Source organism: Micromonospora profundi, from assembly GCF_011927785.1.
In the GTDB taxonomy this organism is placed as follows: domain Bacteria; phylum Actinomycetota; class Actinomycetes; order Mycobacteriales; family Micromonosporaceae; genus Micromonospora; species Micromonospora profundi.
On record NZ_JAATJK010000001.1, the window covers coordinates 1382962 to 1399910 of the forward strand.

Sequence of the window (16949 nt, forward strand, 5' to 3'; positions counted from 1 at the left end):
GTACGGCCAGAAACGCTTTGCTGTCCGCGCCGGATACCGTCGAACGGATCGCTGCCCGGCTCGGTTTGAACCGACCCGAAGCGTCGCTGCATCTGCAAGTCATGGTGCTGCCAGACCCGACCGAGCAGAACCTATTGCGCTAAAACGGTTGGGACGACCGGCAACTGGCCGACCTCGGCTCGGCGCTGCTGACGAAAACGGCTGCTCGTCGAATCCGAGACACCCGGACGCCGCCTCGCCGCCCCGGACCTTGGCGCAGCCCGAGGTTCGTACCGCCCTTTGAGGCGTGGAAGTCTGCCCTGCACGGGTCGGCCCGGGTGAGGAGCCGCCCTATCTGTGGGGTTCTGGTGTCACCCGCCCGCTGACCGACCTGTTCCACGACGCCGGCAGCCGCGCCCTTATCGATTCCCCCATGCCGCAGGCTGAACGCCCCCAAGACTTCCATGATCATGACCCCTGGCTGGCGTATCAAGGTATGAACTGCGGCACCACGTCGGCGAGTGCATGGTCGAGGATTTCCAGGCCCAGGTCCAGCTCCGCGTGACTGGAGGTGAGCGCTGGTGCGATGCGGAAGACGCCGCCCATGCCCGGCAGCTGCACCACGTTCATGTGCAGGCCCAGTTCCAGGCAACGCCCTGTCACTGCCGCGCCCAGCGCGTCGGCCGGTCGTTTCGACTCGCGGTCGCTGACCAGCTCGAGCCCGACCAGCAGCCCGCGGCCCCGTACGTCGCCGACCACAGGGTGCCGTTGGCTGATCTCCTGAAGGCCCTTCCGCAGGTACGAGCCCAGTTGCGCAGCCTGTTCATCGAGCCGGTCGGCCTCCAGCACGTCCAGGACCGTGTTACCGACCGCAGCCACCAGCGGGTCCGAGACGTGCGTGGTGAAGAAGAGGAAGCCGCGCTCGTGCGCGGTCTGCTCGATCTCCGGGCTGGTCACCACAGCGGCCAGCGGCAGGCCGGCGCCGAGTGTCTTGGACAGGGTCAGGATGTCCGGCACGATGCCGTCCCGCTGGAACGCGTACCACTCTCCGGTGCGGCACAGACCGGTCTGCGCCTCGTCGAGGATCAACAGCCCGCCCCGCTCGTGCACCTTGTCGCGCAGCGCCGCGAGGTATCCCGGCGGCAGGTCGATCACCCCGCCGGAGCTGAGGATCGGTTCGACGACGCACGCCGCCAGGCTGCCCACCGACTGGGCGTCGAACAGCTCGAACGCGAACTCCAGCTGGTGCCGCCAGTCCAGTTCGCCGCTCGGAAGGGTGAAGTCGGGCCGGTACGCGTTCGGCGTGGGGATGGCGAAGTTGCCGGGCGCCGCGGGCCCGTACCCCTTGCGCCCCGAGCTGTAGGTGGCGCTCGCCGCAGCCTGCGTCATTCCATGCCAGGACCGGGCGAACGAGATGATTTCGTGTCGGCCGGTGACCAGCTTCGCCATCCGAATTGCCGCCTCGTTGGACTCCGCGCCGGTGGTGAGCAGCAGGACCTTATCCAGCGGCGCAGGCAGCGAGCCGGCGAGGCGGCGTGCCAGCTCGACCACGGGCCGGCTCAGCATGCCACTGAACAGGTGGTCGAGAGTGGCTGCCTGCCGCTGGATCGTTGCTACTACGGCCGGGTGAGAGTGGCCAAGGATCGCGCTCATCTGCCCCGACGTGAAGTCGAGCAGGCGGCGGCCGTCGGCGGTGAAGACGAAACTGCCCTCGGCGCGTTCGATGATTTCACGTACGAAGCTGCCCGCGCCGATGTAGCGGACCAGGTGACGATCGGCGTCGGACCAGAACGAATCAGCCACGGACCGACGCTAGGCAGCCCGAACAGACACGTCCATCGCACATTTCCGCTGTCGCTGTTAAGCAAAGCCGTACAGTCGGCGGTCATGACGCTGAATCCGTGGCGGCTGCGCCTGCTCGCCGACCTGGCGACCTACGGCACCGTCCGGGCCGTTGCGCAGCGCGGCAACCTGAGCCCGTCGGCGGTGTCGCAGCAGCTGACCACGCTGGAACGGGAGACCCGGACCGCGCTGCTGGAACGCACCGGGCGGCGGGTGCGACTCACTGCGGCCGGAATGTTGCTTGCCGCCCGGGCTCGGGAGATCCTCGCGGCCATGGACGCGGCCGAGGCGGAGCTGCGCCGCCTCGCCGACGAGCCGGCTGGCACGGTCACCGTGGCCGCGTTCCAGAGTGCGGTGCAAGCCCTCGCCGAACCCGCACTTGTCCGTCTCGCGGCCCGACACCCGGATGTGAGCGTGGTGTTGCTGGAGTTGGAGCCACACGAGAGCATGCCGGCGCTGCGTCGCGGCGACGTCGACCTGATCATCACGACGGCCGACTTCGCCGGCGCCGAGCTCTCCCCGGAGATCCATTTAGTGCCGCTCGCCACCGACCCGGTCGTGCTCGTGCTGCCCCCGGGGCATCCGCTGACCAGCGCCGAGTCGGTCGCACTGGAGGCGTGCGCGCAGCAGCGCTGGACGTTCGACGTCGCCGGCTCGTACATGTCCGAGCTATCCACCCGACTGTGCCGGGAGGCCGGCTTCGAGCCCGTGGTGATCTGTCGGTTCAACAACTACATGCTGGCCCTCCAGCACGTGGAGAACGGCCGCTCGATCACCATGCTGCCGAAGCTGGCGGTGGACCCGCGATACCGGGTGGTGACCCGACCACTGAGCCCGCCGCTGACCCGGCGCATCACTGCCGGGGTCCGGCGACCGGCCGCGTCACGCCCCGAGGTGACGGCCGTGCTCAATGCCCTGAGAGCAGGTGACTGACCTTGGCCGGACGGTCTCCGTAGTGTGCTGGTAGCACCCCTTGCGTACCAGGGCGATGCGCAGAGGCGCTGTTCCGCACCGGCCGCCGCCGTGGTGCATGCCGAGGATGCATCCCAAATGTTGCGGCACACGTTCGTGACGACCATGCTCGACCCCGGCGTCAGCCTCCGCGACGTGCAAATCGCCGCCCGCCACGCCGACCCACGGACCACCATGCGCTATGACCGGGCCCGCAAGAACCTCGACCGGCACCCCAACTACATCCTCGCCGCGTACATGGCCCCCGGAACATGATCAGCCGCTCACGGCTTTGCCGAGAAGCGGATAGGCGATCAATCCCTTCTTGCACGCTGGTTTCCGACCAGGGTCAGCAGGGCTGCGTGTGTTTGCTCGTCGGCCGCCACGACGAGACCGCCCGCGCCAGTGTGAAGAGGTTGGCCGTCGATCCCGGTCACCACACAGCCGGCTGCCTGACAGAGGGCGATGCCGGCCGCGAAGTGGACACTGTCGCTCAGGTGGCCATCGGTTACGTAAGCGGCTCGTCGGCCGGCAGCGACCCAAGCCACCGCCAGGGTGGTGGAGACGACACGTGGGCGGAACTGCCGGATGAACCCTTGATCGGCAAGTAACCGCGCGGCCCGGAAGACGCGCTCATTGGGGAACGGTGGATCGAGATTGACGTCCACCAGCCTCGACGCGGCCGACGGGGCAAGTCGCTCGTCCGCGCCGCCGTGACGCACGTGTGCCCCAGCACCGTCGGTCCAGAACACCTCATCGGTGAACGGGTCCGCCGAGGCTGCCACGCCGACCTGCGTTCCGGTTCGCAGAGCTACGTTGACCGAGACGAGCATGTTGTGTACGGCGTAGTTCAGCGTCCCGCACAACGGGTCGACTAGCCAAATGCGTCCGTTCCCGCCGGTTCCCGTGCGTCCGCTTTCCTCTCCCACCACGAGGTCGTCCGGCCGGGCAGCGTGCAAGACGTCGAGGATGGCGCGCTCTGCTTCGATGTCGGCCGTCGTGGCGAAGTCTCCGGCAGACTTCTCGAAGCGTGTCAGCGATGACCCGTAGTGCGAGCGCACGATCGCTGCGCCGGCTTCCGCGGCTTTGATGACCAGTTCTCGGTCGGTGATCGACATGCACGCACGATAGATGCCGTCCTGGCTACATTGCGGGCCGCGATCGGATATCCCGACCTGGCCGCGGACAGCGTGCTCGTCGGGCAACACGGCGGCGCCGTCCGTACGGCCGGGCGAAGCGCTTCGTGCAGTCACCGACCGCTGGTCCCTGGCCCCTTCCACGGCCGGCGTCCTGCCCGGCACCGCGCTAACCTGCCGCGCATGGTTTACCGCGTCGGGGACGTGCTGCGCATCTCCTGCCCGTTCACGCCAACGGTTGTCATCGGCGTCGACGAGGCGTACGTCAGCGTCCGCTGGCCCTGGTGGGAGATCGACCCGGACGCGGAGGGCTCGTGCTGGAACGGCGTGGTGGCCCTGGGCCGTGCCGATCCGGACGAGCTGTACGTAACCGACCCGCCTGCCCTGCGCCTCGCACCCGGTGATATCTGTCGGGTCGGTATCCCGGCGCGGATCATCCACGTCATCGAGGTCGCTCACATCGATGGAGCCTGTCGGCCAGCGCGCCCGGGCATGTCGGCGGTGACCGTGCGGACGACGTCTCGCAGCCAGCGGTGGCCTAGGTCGCCGTCGAGGCGGGGGTGCCAGGTCATGTGGTAGCGGAGCGGGTGGATCTCGGGTGGGGCGGGCAGGATGTGGATGCCGGGGTCGGCGTGGTGGTCGAGCAGGCGTTCGGGGACGGTGAGGATCAGCGGGGTGCCGGGGACGGCGTCGGCGGCCATGGAGTGGTAGGGCACGGTCAGTGCGGCGCGGCGGCGGCTGCCGAGGTCGTCGAGGCGGCAGTCGATGGCGGTCTGGCGTTCGTCGATGGTGCCGATGATGATGTGGTCTGCCGCCAGGTAGGCGTCGAGGGTGATCGCCGTGGTGGCGGCCAGGGGATGGTCGGCGGAGAGGACGCAGACGAAGCGGTCCTCGAACAGCTCCGCGGTGTGCAGCGGGGAGAGGTGCTCCGACTTGGCGTAGAAGACCAGGTCGACCAGGCCCCGGTCGAGTTCGTCGTAGATGCTGTCGTGCCAGGGGCGGAAGTGCAGCGTGGAGCGGGGTGACTCGCGGAAGACGCGCTGGAAGACCGCGGGGGCGAAGACCCGGGCGTAGTCGGTGCCCGCGATGCGGAAGGACTCGGCGGCCTCGGCGGGGTCGAACTGCTCCGGGGCGAACATGCTCTCCAGCCCGGGGAGGACGGTCTGCAGCTGCCGCTGGATGCGTTCGGCCCGTGGGGTGAGGCGGTAGCCGCGCGGTGTGCGGACCAGCAACTCGTCGTCGAGGGTGTCACGGAGCCGTTGCAGTGCGCGGCTCATCGCCGGCTGGCTCAGGCGGGCGACCTCGGCGGCGCGGGAGACGTGTCGCTCCGCCAATAGGGCGGCCAGCGGGGCCAGCAGGTTGAGGTCGACGCGTTCAATATGTGCCACGCGCATACGGTATATATTTTTCATGCATTGGACAAATAATAGCTGGTGAATGACGCTGGATCTCGTTCGGGAAACACGGCGAGTCAGGAGCAGTCATGAATCAGAACAGGGTGGCCGTGGTGATCGGCGGCTCGGGCGGCATCGGCAGGGCGGTCGCGAGGCGGCTGGCCGCGGACGGCATGGCCGTGGTCGTGCACTATGCGGGCCGTGCGGCACCGGCCGAGGAGGTCGCGGCCTCGATCACCGCGGGCGGGGGGGGCGGCGGTGGCGCTCCCCGGCGACGTCGCCGAGCCGGAGGAGATGACCCGGCTCTTCGACACCGTGCAGGAGCGCTTCGGCGGTGTCGACGCCGTGATCAACACCGCCGGGATCATGCTGCTCACCCCGATCGCGGAGATGGACCTCGACGACTTCGACCGGATGCACCGGGTGAATGTACGCGGCACTTTCGTGGTCTCGCAGCTCGCCGCCCGGCGCCTGTGCGCCGGGGGCGCGCTGATCAATTTCTCCACCTCGGTGACCCGGCTCCAGCAGCCCACGTACGGCGGCTACGCGGCGACCAAGGGCGCGGTCGAGGCGATGACCCTGATCCTGGCCCGCGAACTGCGCGGCCGCGACGTCACCGTCAACGCGGTGGCGCCCGGGCCGACCGCGACCCCGCTCTTCCTCGACGGCAAGAGCGAGGAGCTGATCGCCCGGATCGCCGGGGCCGCGCCCCTGGAACGTCTCGGCACGCCCGAGGACATCGCCGAGGCCGTCGCCTTCCTGACCGGGCCCGGCGGCCGCTGGGTCAACGGCCAGGTCCTGTTCAGCAACGGCGGCATCGCATAACCCCCTCGTGATCGGAGAACCATCATGTCTACCGTGCTCATCACCGGTGCCGGCACCGGCATCGGCAAGCTCACCGCGCAGGCACTCGCCCGCGCCGGCCACCGCGTCTACGCCTCGATGCGGGCTCCCGAGACCCGCAACGCCGCCCATGCGAGCGACCTGCGCGATCTCGCCGTGACCGAGCGCCTCGACCTGCACGTGGTCGAACTCGACGTCGCCTCGCAGGACTCCGCGGACCGGGCGGTGGCGGCCGTGATCGAGGACGCAGGGGCGCTCGACGTGGTCATCCACAACGCCGGGCACCTGCTCACCGGCTACGTCGAGGCGTTCACCGCGGATGAGATCGCGCACCTGATCGACGTGAACACGCTCGGCGTCCAGCGGCTCAACCGGGCGGCCCTGCCGCACCTACGCGCACAGGGCCGCGGCACCCTGCTCTACGTGGGCAGCACCATCCCGGTCACCACACCACCCTTTCTTGGCCCGTACGTGGTCTCGAAAGCGGCCATGGACTCGCTCGCGCTGGTGACCTCCTACGAGGTGGCGCCGCTCGGCATCGAGACCGTGATCGTCATGCCTGGCCCCTTCACCCAGGGCACCGACCACTTCCCCAAGGCCGGGCGCCCTGAGGACACCACCGGGGTCGCCGCCGGCTACCGGGCACTGGACCCGCTGGCTGCCCGCAACGAGGAGGCCACCGAGAGCCTGTTCACCCCGGGCACCTCGGCCGACCCGATCGTGGTCGCCGAGGAGATCACCAGGATCCTGGCGCTGCCCTTCGGCGAACGGCCCTTCCGCAGCGTCGTGGACCTGACCAACTCGATGGTCGAGGAGGCCAACGCCGCGGTGCTGTCCGCCCGCACCGACTTCGTCCGGCGGATGGGCTTCGACCAGGTCCTGCACGTCGCCCAGATCTAAGCTTCGCGTTTAACGTCCGGTAGGAGATCAGTCGGTCGTTTGAGGGAATGGCATGAGGCGGCCACCTGGCCACTCTGTGAGGAGACGGTGAATCTTCTCAAGGGAGGACAAGGTGGCCGCTTCTTGTAGTGTGACTGCGTCCGAGCGTGGACGCCAGGGTGAACTTCGCCGGTTCCGGGGGAGGCGTGCCGCCTGCCGACGCCTCCTCGACGCCTGTCCCGACGTGACCAGCAAACAGCCCGCCCCGGCCTGATCGCGCAGTCGACCTTCCAGCACTGTGGGCGCGCTCGCCTACGACACTGACCGGGTGACGCGAGACGTGGATGCCACATTCCTACTGCATGGCATCGTCTTGAAGGAAGCGCGCAACGTGGCGGAGGCGATGGGTTCGCCGCCGTGGTGGCTCAACGATCAGGCCACCGCGTATGTCTCCAACCAGTACGACGCCGGAAAGCGCGAAGTTTCAGTCACGCGGTCTGACTGATCGGTCGGGTCATGATGGTCTCGTACTCGATAGGGGTCAACCGGGACAGGGATCGCTGTCGTCGGCGGCGGTGGCAGGTCCGTTCGATCCAGTTCACGACCGCGGCCCGGACATCGAACTCGGGCCGTCACTGGGCAGGGTAGCCGCGCGGATGTTGTTGCACCGGCGTGCCACATTGGAGCGCATGCCAACTGTCCAACAGGATGCCGACGTCGTGGTCCGGATCGAGCCGTGGGCGGGCACCGGGTACGCGAAGATCCGCATCACTCCTGGTTACCGTGAGCAGTTGCAGAGTCTGCTCACAGAGGCCGACGTCGACAACAGCATTGCGCTGGGATTCTCTGCCGGCAGCGCCGCGATGGAACTGATCTCCGTCGCGGTGAGCACCCCGGAGGTCTGGGTGGCCACGGGCGGGGCCGTGGGTGCGTTCATCGGCCGACACGTGGGCAGGCGAGTCCGGGTGGAGGTCAGCGACCGCACGGTCACTGACCTCCATGGGTACAGCAGGAAGGATGCCGAGTCCCTGATGCGCACCATCGCCGAACTGCATGACCGTCGCGAGGCCGAGTGGCAGCAGCTGCTGCGCCGCAACCCCGAGCCCACCACCCCGGACCATCTGCCCGACGCGTGACACGGAGTCCCGGATCACCTGCAGATGGTTGATGGCTCCGCAGGACGTGCGGGCGACGAGCTCTGCGAGTCAGGCGGCGGCCGCGACCTCGTCGGGGTGCGGAGCGGAAGCCGCACCGAGACCGGGCCCCAGGTCATGGTCGCGCTCAGTAACGCCGCCATCGGCGCCCTGCGCACCGCCGGAGTCGCCAACATCGCCGCCAACCGACATCACGCTCCGACAGCACCGCCCGCTGGCACTGCTCGGCATCACCTGATTCCAGGTAGGGGATGGGTATGGAGGGCCGAGATCTTCCCGCTGATTTTGATCTCCCCAGTCGTCCCGTAGGCAGCGTTCTGGATCGCCTTGGCGACGCGTGAGATTGGTGGCCCGCCATAGCCGTACGCCCACAGCATGGTTGAACATGTTCAGAATGAGGCGGCGGATGAGGAGGGGCTGTGAAGGTCGTCATTCCCGGTGGGACTGGGCAGATCGGCACGATTTTGGATCGGGCGTTGACTGCGGAGGGTCACGACGTTGTGCTGTTGACCCGCTCGCCTAAGGGTGAGCGTCAGGTTCACTGGGACGGCTCCACGCTTGGCGATTGGGCCAAGCAGATCAACGGCAGCGATGTGGTCATCAATCTAGCGGGGCGCAGTGTGAGCTGCCGGTACACCGCGGAGAACCTCGAAGCCATGATGAGTTCACGTGTGGAGTCGGCGCGGGTTGTCGGCGAGGCCATCGCCGAGGCGACCCGGCCACCCAAGGTGTGGATGCAGATGAGCACCGCGACGATCTATGCGCACCGCTTTGATGCGGCCAACGATGAGTACAGGGGTCTGATCGGCGGTGGTGAGCGCGGCGTGCCCGGGTACTGGGCGTACAGCGTCAAGATCGCTCAGAATTGGGAAGTTGCGCAGGAGCAGGCGGCAACTCCGGATACCCGCAAGGTTGCGCTGCGGTCGGCCATGGTGATGAGCCCCGACCGTGGCGGCGTGTTCGACGTGCTGAGCTGGCTAGCGCGGCTCGGACTCGGTGGACCGGTCGCGGGCGGCAGGCAGTATGTCTCGTGGATCCACGACCAGGACTTCGCCCGCGCTATCCGATTCCTGATCGAACGCGACGACCTCACCGGGGCTGTGAACCTAGCCGCACCCGGCCCGTTGCCACAGCGAGAATTCATGCGGGAGTTGCGTTCGGCTTGGCGGATGCCGGTCGGCCTGCCTGCCACCAGACGAATGGCTGAGGTCGGCGCGTTCGCGATGCGGTCGGACACCGAACTGCTGCTGAAGAGCCGGCGAGTCACCCCGGGACGGCTCTCTGATGCCGGATTCACATTCGGCTATCCGCAGTGGCGGGCCGCGGCCGCAGATCTGGCGTTACGGCGTCGGCGAGGCTAGCGACCTCGCGCCAAAGCCGAGGCGACGGTCACACTTCCAGTGACGGAACCCGTTCTCGCGAACGAAGTGCTCGGTTCATTCCTCTGCCGCCGATGAGGCAATGCGTCCGTGACGGTGCTCCAAGCGACCGATGTGGCTGCGGAAGCCACCGCTGGTAACAGCATGCGCGGGGTGTCAGCTCACGATCAGTGAGCCTTTTCCAGGCTGATCTTGCAGTTCGGGCGTGTGCGGCAGGCCCGATGGTCGATGGGTACGAGGCTCCAGGTAGGACAGCTGTCGACCAAGACTCGAAGCCCCGACCGGGAGCCTCGCCATGCTGTCCTACCCCGCCACGATTCCGTTGTCCAGCCGGACCCTGAACCACCTCGCCGAACGTATCCGCGGTCACCCCTAGGCAGCGCCGGTCCCGGTGGCGGCGCCCTGCGCCCGGCCGGCAGGCGCTGCTCGCCCTGGCCCACCTGCGTAACAGCGACACCTACACCCGACTCGCTGCCGGCTTCGCCATCGGCGTCGCCACCGCCTGGCGCTACGTCCAGGAAGCGATAACCCTGCTCAGCTCGGCAGTCGACGACCTGGACACCGCGATGCGACATCCGGCTGCTGGCATACGCGATCCTGGACGGCACGCTGATCCCGATCGACCGAATCGCCGAGCAGAAGCCCTACTACAGCGGCAAGCACAAACGCCACGGCGTGAACGTGCAAGTCATCTCCGACGCCGCCGGCCGGATCGTGTGGGCATCACCGGCACTGCCCGGCTCGGCACACGACCTGGGCGCCGCACGCAGTCACGGCATCATCGATGCCCTGACCAGCGCGGACGTGATGACCTTCGCCGACAACGGCTACCAGGGCGCCTACGGCAGCCTGCGCACGCCGCTCAAGCGGCGCCGCTTCCGGCCGAAGCTCTCACGCAGGCAGAAGGCCGTGAACCGGGCCCACGCGAAGATCCGCGCCCGCGGAGAACGAGCGATCGCCACACTCAAGACCTGGAAGATCCTGGCCAAGCTGCGCTGCTGCCCACGCCGAGCCACCGCGACCGTCCAAGCCATCCTCGTCCTGCACGACGTCGAAACGAACCGCTACGCAGGATGAGAATGGCTCCATGAAAAAGGACCAATGGCCGGCGGATGCCGAATCACCGGACGTCGATCGCGGCAGTGAGTACAGCCGCGCCGGTCGGGTGCTTGACCGCAGCGTTCCAGGCTCGGTCGCAAGGGCGGGCCAGATCGCCGCGGTGGGGGTCACGAAGGCCCGGTGAAGACGCTACAGTCTGACGCTTCACCGACGCGGGGGTCAGAAGCCATGGATGAAATCGGTACGGCCGAAGCCGAGTTCGTCGCCGCTGTCGTCGATGAGGAGCTGCTCGGCGAGATCGTCGGGATGGTGTTCGTGGAGGGCGTCGACCCGGCCACCGCGCTGACCCGGTTCGCGGCCCGGCCGGAGACGGTGAAGCAGCGCAGCCTCGACGAGTTCCTCGACCTGGCCTGTGAGATCGTCGGTCATTGGGATACGCGACCGATCGCGTTCGCCACGGCCCTGGCGGGGTGGACGATGGTGGTGGGCACCTACGAGGTCGCCGAGGATGACCGGGTAGTAGCCGTCTCCCGCGGGTGCCGGGCCGTGGGCGTCATGCGGCACGACTATGCGGCGTCACACTCGTTCTCCTACGCGGTCGACGGCGCTCTGATCACCGAGTTCCCGCCGGAGGCGGTGTGGCGGCGGCAGGGCGACGACGCCGACCGGCTGGCCGCCAGCATGGCGGCGGTCGGGCTGCCGCTCGACGCCGACGCCAACGACGGGGGTCCGGACCGCCCGGTCGCGGCGGCGCTGCATCTGGCTGCCCGGATCGTCGGGCGGCTGCCGGCCCTCGCCGACCTGGCCGGCCCGCTACTGACCGCGGACCTGGCCCTCAACCGGATGACACGATAGCCGCCCGTGATGGATGCTCCGGCGGCCCGCGGCAGCATCCGAACCCTGTTCAAACGGCACCGCTACCGGCCAAAACTCGCCGCCTGGCAGAAGAAGGTCAACCGGGCCCACGCCCGGATTCGTGCCATCGGCGAACGCGCCAACGCCACCCTCTAGACCTGGAAGATCCTGACTAAACTCCGCTGCAGCCCTCACCGGACAACCCCAATCGTGTAGGCCATCCTCGTCCTGCACCCACATCGAGAACCCGGCCTACTCAGAATGAAAAAGGCTGAGTGGGGACGGCTCTCGTCTTCGTCGTCATCCCAGTCATCCCAGTCGTGGAGCCGTTCGCGTAGGTCATCGGGGAGCAGGTCGGCGTATTGGTACTCGCGGACCTGCTCGGGGTGCACCACGCACGGAAGCGGCAGGTACATGTCGCTGATCACTGGCGGTTCGGGAGGCGCTTCGAGTAGCGGGCCGACGGCGGAACTGTTGCGCCAGTAGAGGAAGACGCGAGGGCTGTGGTGCCGGTCCGAGTGGTCCACCGGGCACCACAGCATCTGGAGCAGGTCGGTGGCGTCCGGACCGACGTAGTCCGGGATATCTCGTCGGTACAGCTGCGCGACTGGAACCAACGGGATGGGATCCTCGATCAGGTCGTCCAGGTCCAGAGCGTCGGCCGCATCGAGTTCGGTCCGCTCCTTCGCAGTCAAGAAGTCCCCGCCCGGCAGCGGCTCCCGGGCTTCCGCCGTCGCGAGGATCTCCCGCCCGCGGTGCAGGGCGGCCGGGGTCGTCAGGTTCCATGGCTCGTGCGCCCCGGCGTCGTCGCAGACCGGCCATTCCTCGTCGGCCGGCCACAACAGCGGTCCGCCCACCGGACTGTCCGCAACGGTCGGATCGCCGGGTCGGGGATGCAGACGGGTAGCGGTGATGGAATGTTCCCGCAGTTCAGGGAAGAGCGCCGTGATGTCCAGAGGACGTGGGGGCGTGGTGCGGACCATAGACGTGGATCTTATGGCCACGTACAGGTCTGAGCTGCGGGATGGCTGGCGCCGGCCGGCGCCTCGGGTCGCCTCACACCACGCCTGCAGAAGTGCTGTAGATCGACGTAAGCGTTGCAGGTGAGCGGGCGGAAGTGCGCTGCGGATCCGCCAGCTGAGGCGACGATCCCGCAGGCAACGTCCTGAGAGTCTTTCAGGCTGGTGACCTCGGCGGAACCGAAGAGGTCACCAGCACAGCTAGACTTGCGTGAGTTTCAGAGTTGCGCTGAGCGTCATCGACGGTGGGGCAAAGGGTCGTGTCGCCCCTCGGACACCAAATTTCGTGAAAATCACGATAAATGGGACAGGTTGACTGTCCATTTGGGCATATCTACGCCCAAATACTGTGAGTCTGGAATGCCTACTGGTATGACCGGCCGCATGGGTCCAATTCGGTAGACAGGAAATGGCGTCCGTTCGCGGCGCGCTGACCGTCGGAGATTGGCAGTGCCGGGGCCGGCGCCTCACCGTCGGTACGGGTCGATGATTTCCTTTGGGCGCAGCGCGGGGGCGGCGAGGTCGCGCAGCGTCGGCGAGGTGAGGTAGAACCTGCCTCGGGTCTCGCCGTGCTGTTCGAGCATGTCCGCCCGGACGAGTGCGCGTAGGTCGTGGGTTGCTTGGTCGTCGGCTACGCCTACCTGCATACCGCGATCGAGAACCACTCCAGGCTGGCCTACACCGAAATCCTTCCCGACGAACGTCAAGAAACCGCAGCCGCGTTCTGGCAACGCGCCCACGCTTGGTTCACCGACCACGGCATCACCATCGCCCGGGTGTTGACCGACAACGGCTCCTGCTACAAGTCCCACCTCTGGCACGACACCTGCACCAAACTCGGTGTCACCGTCAAGAAGACCCGCCCCTACCCGCCACAAACGAACGGCAAAGTCGAGCGCTTCCACCGGACCATGACCGACGAATGGGCCTACGCCAAGCCCTACCGCTCAGAGACCGCACGACGCGCGGCCTTGCCCGCCTGGCTCCACACCTACAACAATCACCGGCACCACACCGCACTCGGCGGCCCACCCGCCAGCCGCGTCCCCAACTTCTCTGGACAGAACACCTAGTGCCTCGTCTTTGAACGTTGATCGTGTAATCCGTGGGTTCTGAGGATGTGTCGGGCAGGCTGTCTCCCATCGTTTCTGGTCTGGGAGGTGGTGGCGTGGGTAGGCGCCCGGAGGTGTTCGTCCGGCAGGTGTCGATGGTCGAGGGTCAACGGTTGCAGCGGATCACTCGGACGGCGAAGGACCCGGTGAAGCTGCGGCGGGCGATCGTGGTGCTGATGTCCGCCCAGGGACAGCCGGCCCCGGACATCGCTCATCTGCTCAAGGCCAGCGAGGACTACGTCCGCGACGTGATCCACGCGTTCAACGATCGGGGGTTCGACGCCCTGGACCCAAAATGGAGCGGGGGCGCACCGAGACGGATCGATGAGCAGACCCGCGACTGGATCTGCGTCATCGCCCGGTGCGACCCCCGTTTCCTCGGCCGACCCTTCTCCTGCTGGTCCCTGACCAAGCTGCGCGACTACCTCATCGCCGCCGGCCACGTCACGACCATCAGCGTCGAGACCGTCCGCCGGATCCTGCACGAACGCGGCGTGACGTGGCAGGCCACCAAGACGTGGAAGGCCAGCACCGACCCCGACTTCACCACGAAGATGCGCCGGATCCTGGACCTCTACGACCACCCACCAGCAGATGGTCGGGTGTTGTCCGTCGACGAGTTCGGGCCGCTGAACCTGCAACCCCGACCCGGACGGGCCTGGCGGCCCGTCGCACACCCGGTGCGACTGCGGGCCACCTACACCCGCGACCAGGGCGTACGACACATGATCGCCGCCCTGGACCTGACCACCGGCAAGCTGCACTACCGCATCCGCGACCGGAAACGATGGCGGGAGTTCCTCAGCTTCCTCAAGACACTGCGCGCCCGGTGGCCCGATGACCGGCTCTACCTGATCCTGGACAACTTCTCCCCACACAAGCACCCCGAGGTCCGCGCCTGGTGCACCGCCAACCAGATCGACCTGGTGTTCCTACCGACCTACGCCTCCTGGCTGAACTGGATCGAGGCCGAATTCGCCGCCGTACGCTACTTCGCCCTCAACGGCACCGACCACCGCACCCACGCCGAGCAAGACACCGCCATCGGCGCCTACATCCGCTGGCGCAACCAACACGCCCAACCCAAAACCGGATACGCGATCAACTCCAAGATCCGCCATCCCGATTACCCGTTCAAGGCCGCATGACGAGGCACTAGGCCCGAGCACTTCGCGGACGAACAGTTCAGCGCCATCAGCACCTGGTGACATCCGCCCACGCAGTCAGCGACCGTACGACGCAAGCGACCGCCGCTTCGTCGGGCTGCGGGTCACCGCGCGGTCGCCTCGCCTTGCTTGTGGCAAGGCCAGGCGAACCCTCACGGCGGATTGTCCGCACATTCGATGCCGGAGAAGCTACACAGCCTGCACACCGTACTTGTGGAACAATCCCAACATCCGCTCGTCGAAACGCTCGGGCCCCCAGTTGTCTACCTGCACACCAGGTCGGGGTTCATCTCCCCCTTCTACAAAGAGTCCCTCCGCGCCGCCCGGCGTGTAGATAAAAAGCAACCTCGTGGTATGCATACCGACGTTCTTGAACCTGTGACGGACCATACGCGGAATATGAACGATATCGCCAGTCACCGCAGTAAAAGTCCGTTCGCCGTCCAGGAACTCCAACTCACCCGACAGTAGATAGAACGTCTCCTCCTGCTCAGCGTGGGTATGCGGGACGGGGCCACCGCCCGGCGGCACACTGGCCTCTACGATTCCGATGGACCCGCCAGTCTGGGCTGCCTGAAGGCGCATGGTGTAGACGTCGCCGGAAAACCATTTGGTCACTCCGTGCCCGGCAGCCACATGCAAGCCACCGGCGGCACCGCGTGGATTTAGGTCAACTGCGGACATTGAAAGGCTCACGAGACTCCCCCTAGCAGAGAATGCGCCGACAGTGGACCGGCAAATTTCCTCCAAGACGGTAGTCGTAGGAGCAGTCGACAGCTAGCCTCCACGAATGCCGATCGGGGTGAGAAGTCGCACCGCGCAGGCAATGAACTGACATGGTCCCTATCCGTTGCAAGTAAGCCGGAATGCGCCGGTCCGTCGAAGCCGAGCGGGTTGTCCCGTACACGAGTAGAAGGGGACTGCACCCGGTTCGCTTGACTCCTGACCTGTGAGGATGCGTTCCTCGCTGGAAGGATGTCTGCCATGCCGGAAGCGTTCCCGCCGGAGTTGCGCCGTGACGTGGTCGCGGTCGCCCGCAAGGGTGAGGCGCCGCTGTCGCAGATCGGGCGCGACTTCGGGATCTCCGAGTCGTGTCTGCACCGCTGGCTGAAGATCGCCGACGTCGACGACGGGGTCCGCCCCGGCACGACCAGCAGCGAGTCCGCGGAGCTGCGGGAGCTGCGCAAGCGGTCCAAGCTGTTGGAGCAGGAGAACGAGATCCTGCGCCGGGCGGCGGCGTTCTTCGCCCGGGAGATCGCCCCAAAATGACTTACCCGCTGGTCCTCGACCTGGCCGTGGACGGCATCCCCGTCGCGGTGACCTGCCGGGTCCTGGGCTTCACACCGCAGGCCTTCCACGCCTGGCGGAAGAATCCGGTGTCGCAGCGGGACTGGAACGACGCGCATCTGATCAACGCCGCGCTGGACATCCACCGCGACGATCCGGCGTTCGGCTACCGGTTCATCGCCGACGAACTGCCAGCGCACGGCATCACCGCCGGCGCCAACCGGGTGGCCAGACTCTGCTCACAGCAGCGCATCTGGTCGGTCTTCGCGAAGAAACGGGGCCTGACCCGCCGGGCCGGACCGCCGGTGCACGACGACCACGTGAAGAAGGTCTTCACCGCCGACGCACCGAACGCGGTGTGGCTGACCGACATCACTGAGCACCCCACCGCCGAGGGCACGCTCTACCTCTGCGCGATCAAGGACGTGTACTCCGGCCGGATCGTCGGCTACCTCCATTGACCACCGCATGAAAGCCTCCCTGGCTGTCGCGGCGCTGCGTAACGCGATCCGACTACGGGACCCGGCCGGGACGGTGGTGCACTCGGATAGAGGCAGTCAGTTCCGGTCCCGGAAGTTCGTGAAAGCGTTGCGCCGCAACGGATTGGTCGGGTCGATGGGCCGGGTCGACGCCTGCGGCGACAACGCCGCGATGGAGTCGTTCTTCGCGCTGCTGCAGAAGAACGTCCTGGACCGGCAGCGCTGGGCAACCCGCCAGGAGCTACGCCTGGCGATCGTGACCTGGATCGAACGGACCTACCGCCGCCGCCGACGGCAACGACGCCTCGGACGGCTCACTCCCATCGAGTTTGAGACAATCAACAGGCACGCACACGCGGCCTGAACCACTCAACCCCGCGAGTCAACCAAACCCGGGGCAGTCCCTCGATTCGAA

At 67.2% G+C, this 16949-nt stretch carries 13 protein-coding genes and 6 pseudogenes; 13 read left to right on the forward strand and 6 right to left on the reverse strand.

Going from position 1 to position 16949, the window contains the following annotated elements:
• Window positions 1–468: 468 nt before the first annotated feature.
• Window positions 469–1782, reverse strand: a complete 1314-nt coding sequence (locus F4558_RS06110) for an aspartate aminotransferase family protein (RefSeq protein ID WP_053652634.1) — start codon at window positions 1780–1782, stop codon at window positions 469–471.
• An 84-nt stretch (window positions 1783–1866) separates the two neighbouring features.
• Here F4558_RS06110 and F4558_RS06115 point away from each other — a divergent pair, with 84 nt between their 5' ends.
• Window positions 1867–2754 (forward strand): LysR family transcriptional regulator, encoded by an 888-nt coding sequence (locus F4558_RS06115; protein WP_053652635.1) that lies wholly within the window; start codon window positions 1867–1869, stop codon window positions 2752–2754.
• Between the two features lie 117 nt (window positions 2755–2871).
• Window positions 2872–3048 (forward strand): tyrosine-type recombinase/integrase, encoded by a 177-nt coding sequence (locus F4558_RS06120; protein ID WP_197281411.1) that lies wholly within the window; start codon window positions 2872–2874, stop codon window positions 3046–3048.
• A gap of 38 nt (window positions 3049–3086) precedes the next feature.
• Here F4558_RS06120 and F4558_RS06125 read toward each other — a convergent pair whose 3' ends face one another.
• Complete coding sequence (locus tag F4558_RS06125) at window positions 3087–3890, reverse strand: inositol monophosphatase family protein (RefSeq protein WP_053652636.1); 804 nt, start codon at window positions 3888–3890, stop codon at window positions 3087–3089.
• Between the two features lie 473 nt (window positions 3891–4363).
• The gene (locus F4558_RS06130; RefSeq protein ID WP_167943435.1) at window positions 4364–5296 is read right to left on the reverse strand and encodes a LysR family transcriptional regulator; all 933 of its coding nucleotides are present in this window, start codon (window positions 5294–5296) and stop codon (window positions 4364–4366) included.
• A 95-nt stretch (window positions 5297–5391) separates the two neighbouring features.
• Between F4558_RS06130 and F4558_RS06135 the strand changes: the two are divergent.
• From F4558_RS06135 to F4558_RS06145, 3 genes and pseudogenes are all read left to right on the forward strand, one after another.
• A pseudogene (locus tag F4558_RS06135) lies at window positions 5392–6127 on the forward strand (SDR family oxidoreductase).
• Between the two features lie 24 nt (window positions 6128–6151).
• Window positions 6152–7045 carry an SDR family oxidoreductase gene (locus F4558_RS06140; protein WP_167943436.1) on the forward strand — a complete coding sequence of 298 codons (894 nt, stop codon included), beginning with the start codon at window positions 6152–6154 and terminating at the stop codon, window positions 7043–7045.
• A gap of 277 nt (window positions 7046–7322) precedes the next feature.
• Entirely contained in the window at window positions 7323–7529 is a 207-nt protein-coding gene (locus F4558_RS06145; RefSeq protein WP_053652639.1) for a hypothetical protein, read from the forward strand.
• On the opposite strand, the pseudogene F4558_RS31415 reads toward F4558_RS06145, so the two are convergent.
• Window positions 7513–7632 (reverse strand): annotated as a pseudogene (locus F4558_RS31415) (IS3-like element ISAar45 family transposase); the annotation flags it as partial. The gene F4558_RS06145 and the pseudogene F4558_RS31415 sit on opposite strands and share 17 nt — an antisense overlap.
• 81 nt (window positions 7633–7713) lie before the next feature.
• Between F4558_RS31415 and F4558_RS06150 the strand changes: the two are divergent.
• The 5 genes and pseudogenes from F4558_RS06150 to F4558_RS06170 all read left to right on the forward strand — a co-directional run.
• On the forward strand, window positions 7714–8160 hold the full coding sequence (locus F4558_RS06150; protein WP_167943437.1) for a hypothetical protein: 447 nt from the start codon (window positions 7714–7716) through the stop codon (window positions 8158–8160).
• 437 nt (window positions 8161–8597) lie between these two features.
• On the forward strand, window positions 8598–9539 hold the full coding sequence (locus F4558_RS06155) for a TIGR01777 family oxidoreductase (RefSeq protein ID WP_167943439.1): 942 nt from the start codon (window positions 8598–8600) through the stop codon (window positions 9537–9539).
• A gap of 313 nt (window positions 9540–9852) precedes the next feature.
• Window positions 9853–10634, forward strand: a pseudogene (locus F4558_RS06160) (transposase family protein).
• Window positions 10635–10844: 210 nt separating this feature from the next.
• Window positions 10845–11471, forward strand: coding sequence for a DUF6461 domain-containing protein (locus tag F4558_RS06165; RefSeq protein ID WP_053652642.1), 627 nt, complete (start codon window positions 10845–10847; stop codon window positions 11469–11471).
• Between the two features lie 24 nt (window positions 11472–11495).
• Window positions 11496–11687: pseudogene (locus F4558_RS06170) on the forward strand (IS5/IS1182 family transposase); the annotation flags it as partial.
• Here F4558_RS06170 and F4558_RS06175 read toward each other — a convergent pair.
• Window positions 11663–12454 (reverse strand): hypothetical protein, encoded by a 792-nt coding sequence (locus tag F4558_RS06175; protein ID WP_167943441.1) that lies wholly within the window; start codon window positions 12452–12454, stop codon window positions 11663–11665. The pseudogene F4558_RS06170 and the gene F4558_RS06175 overlap by 25 nt on opposite strands.
• A gap of 665 nt (window positions 12455–13119) precedes the next feature.
• On the opposite strand from F4558_RS06175, the pseudogene F4558_RS06185 reads away from it, so the two are divergent.
• A pseudogene (locus tag F4558_RS06185) lies at window positions 13120–13563 on the forward strand (integrase core domain-containing protein); the annotation flags it as partial.
• Between the two features lie 95 nt (window positions 13564–13658).
• On the forward strand, window positions 13659–14750 hold the full coding sequence (locus tag F4558_RS06190) for an IS630 family transposase (RefSeq protein ID WP_312877276.1): 1092 nt from the start codon (window positions 13659–13661) through the stop codon (window positions 14748–14750).
• 207 nt (window positions 14751–14957) lie between these two features.
• On the opposite strand, the gene F4558_RS06195 is transcribed toward F4558_RS06190, so the two are convergent.
• On the reverse strand, window positions 14958–15452 hold the full coding sequence (locus tag F4558_RS06195) for a cupin domain-containing protein (RefSeq protein WP_053652676.1): 495 nt from the start codon (window positions 15450–15452) through the stop codon (window positions 14958–14960).
• Window positions 15453–15752: 300 nt separating this feature from the next.
• On the opposite strand from F4558_RS06195, the pseudogene F4558_RS06200 reads away from it, so the two are divergent.
• A pseudogene (locus tag F4558_RS06200) lies at window positions 15753–16898 on the forward strand (IS3 family transposase).
• Window positions 16899–16949 lie beyond the last annotated feature (51 nt).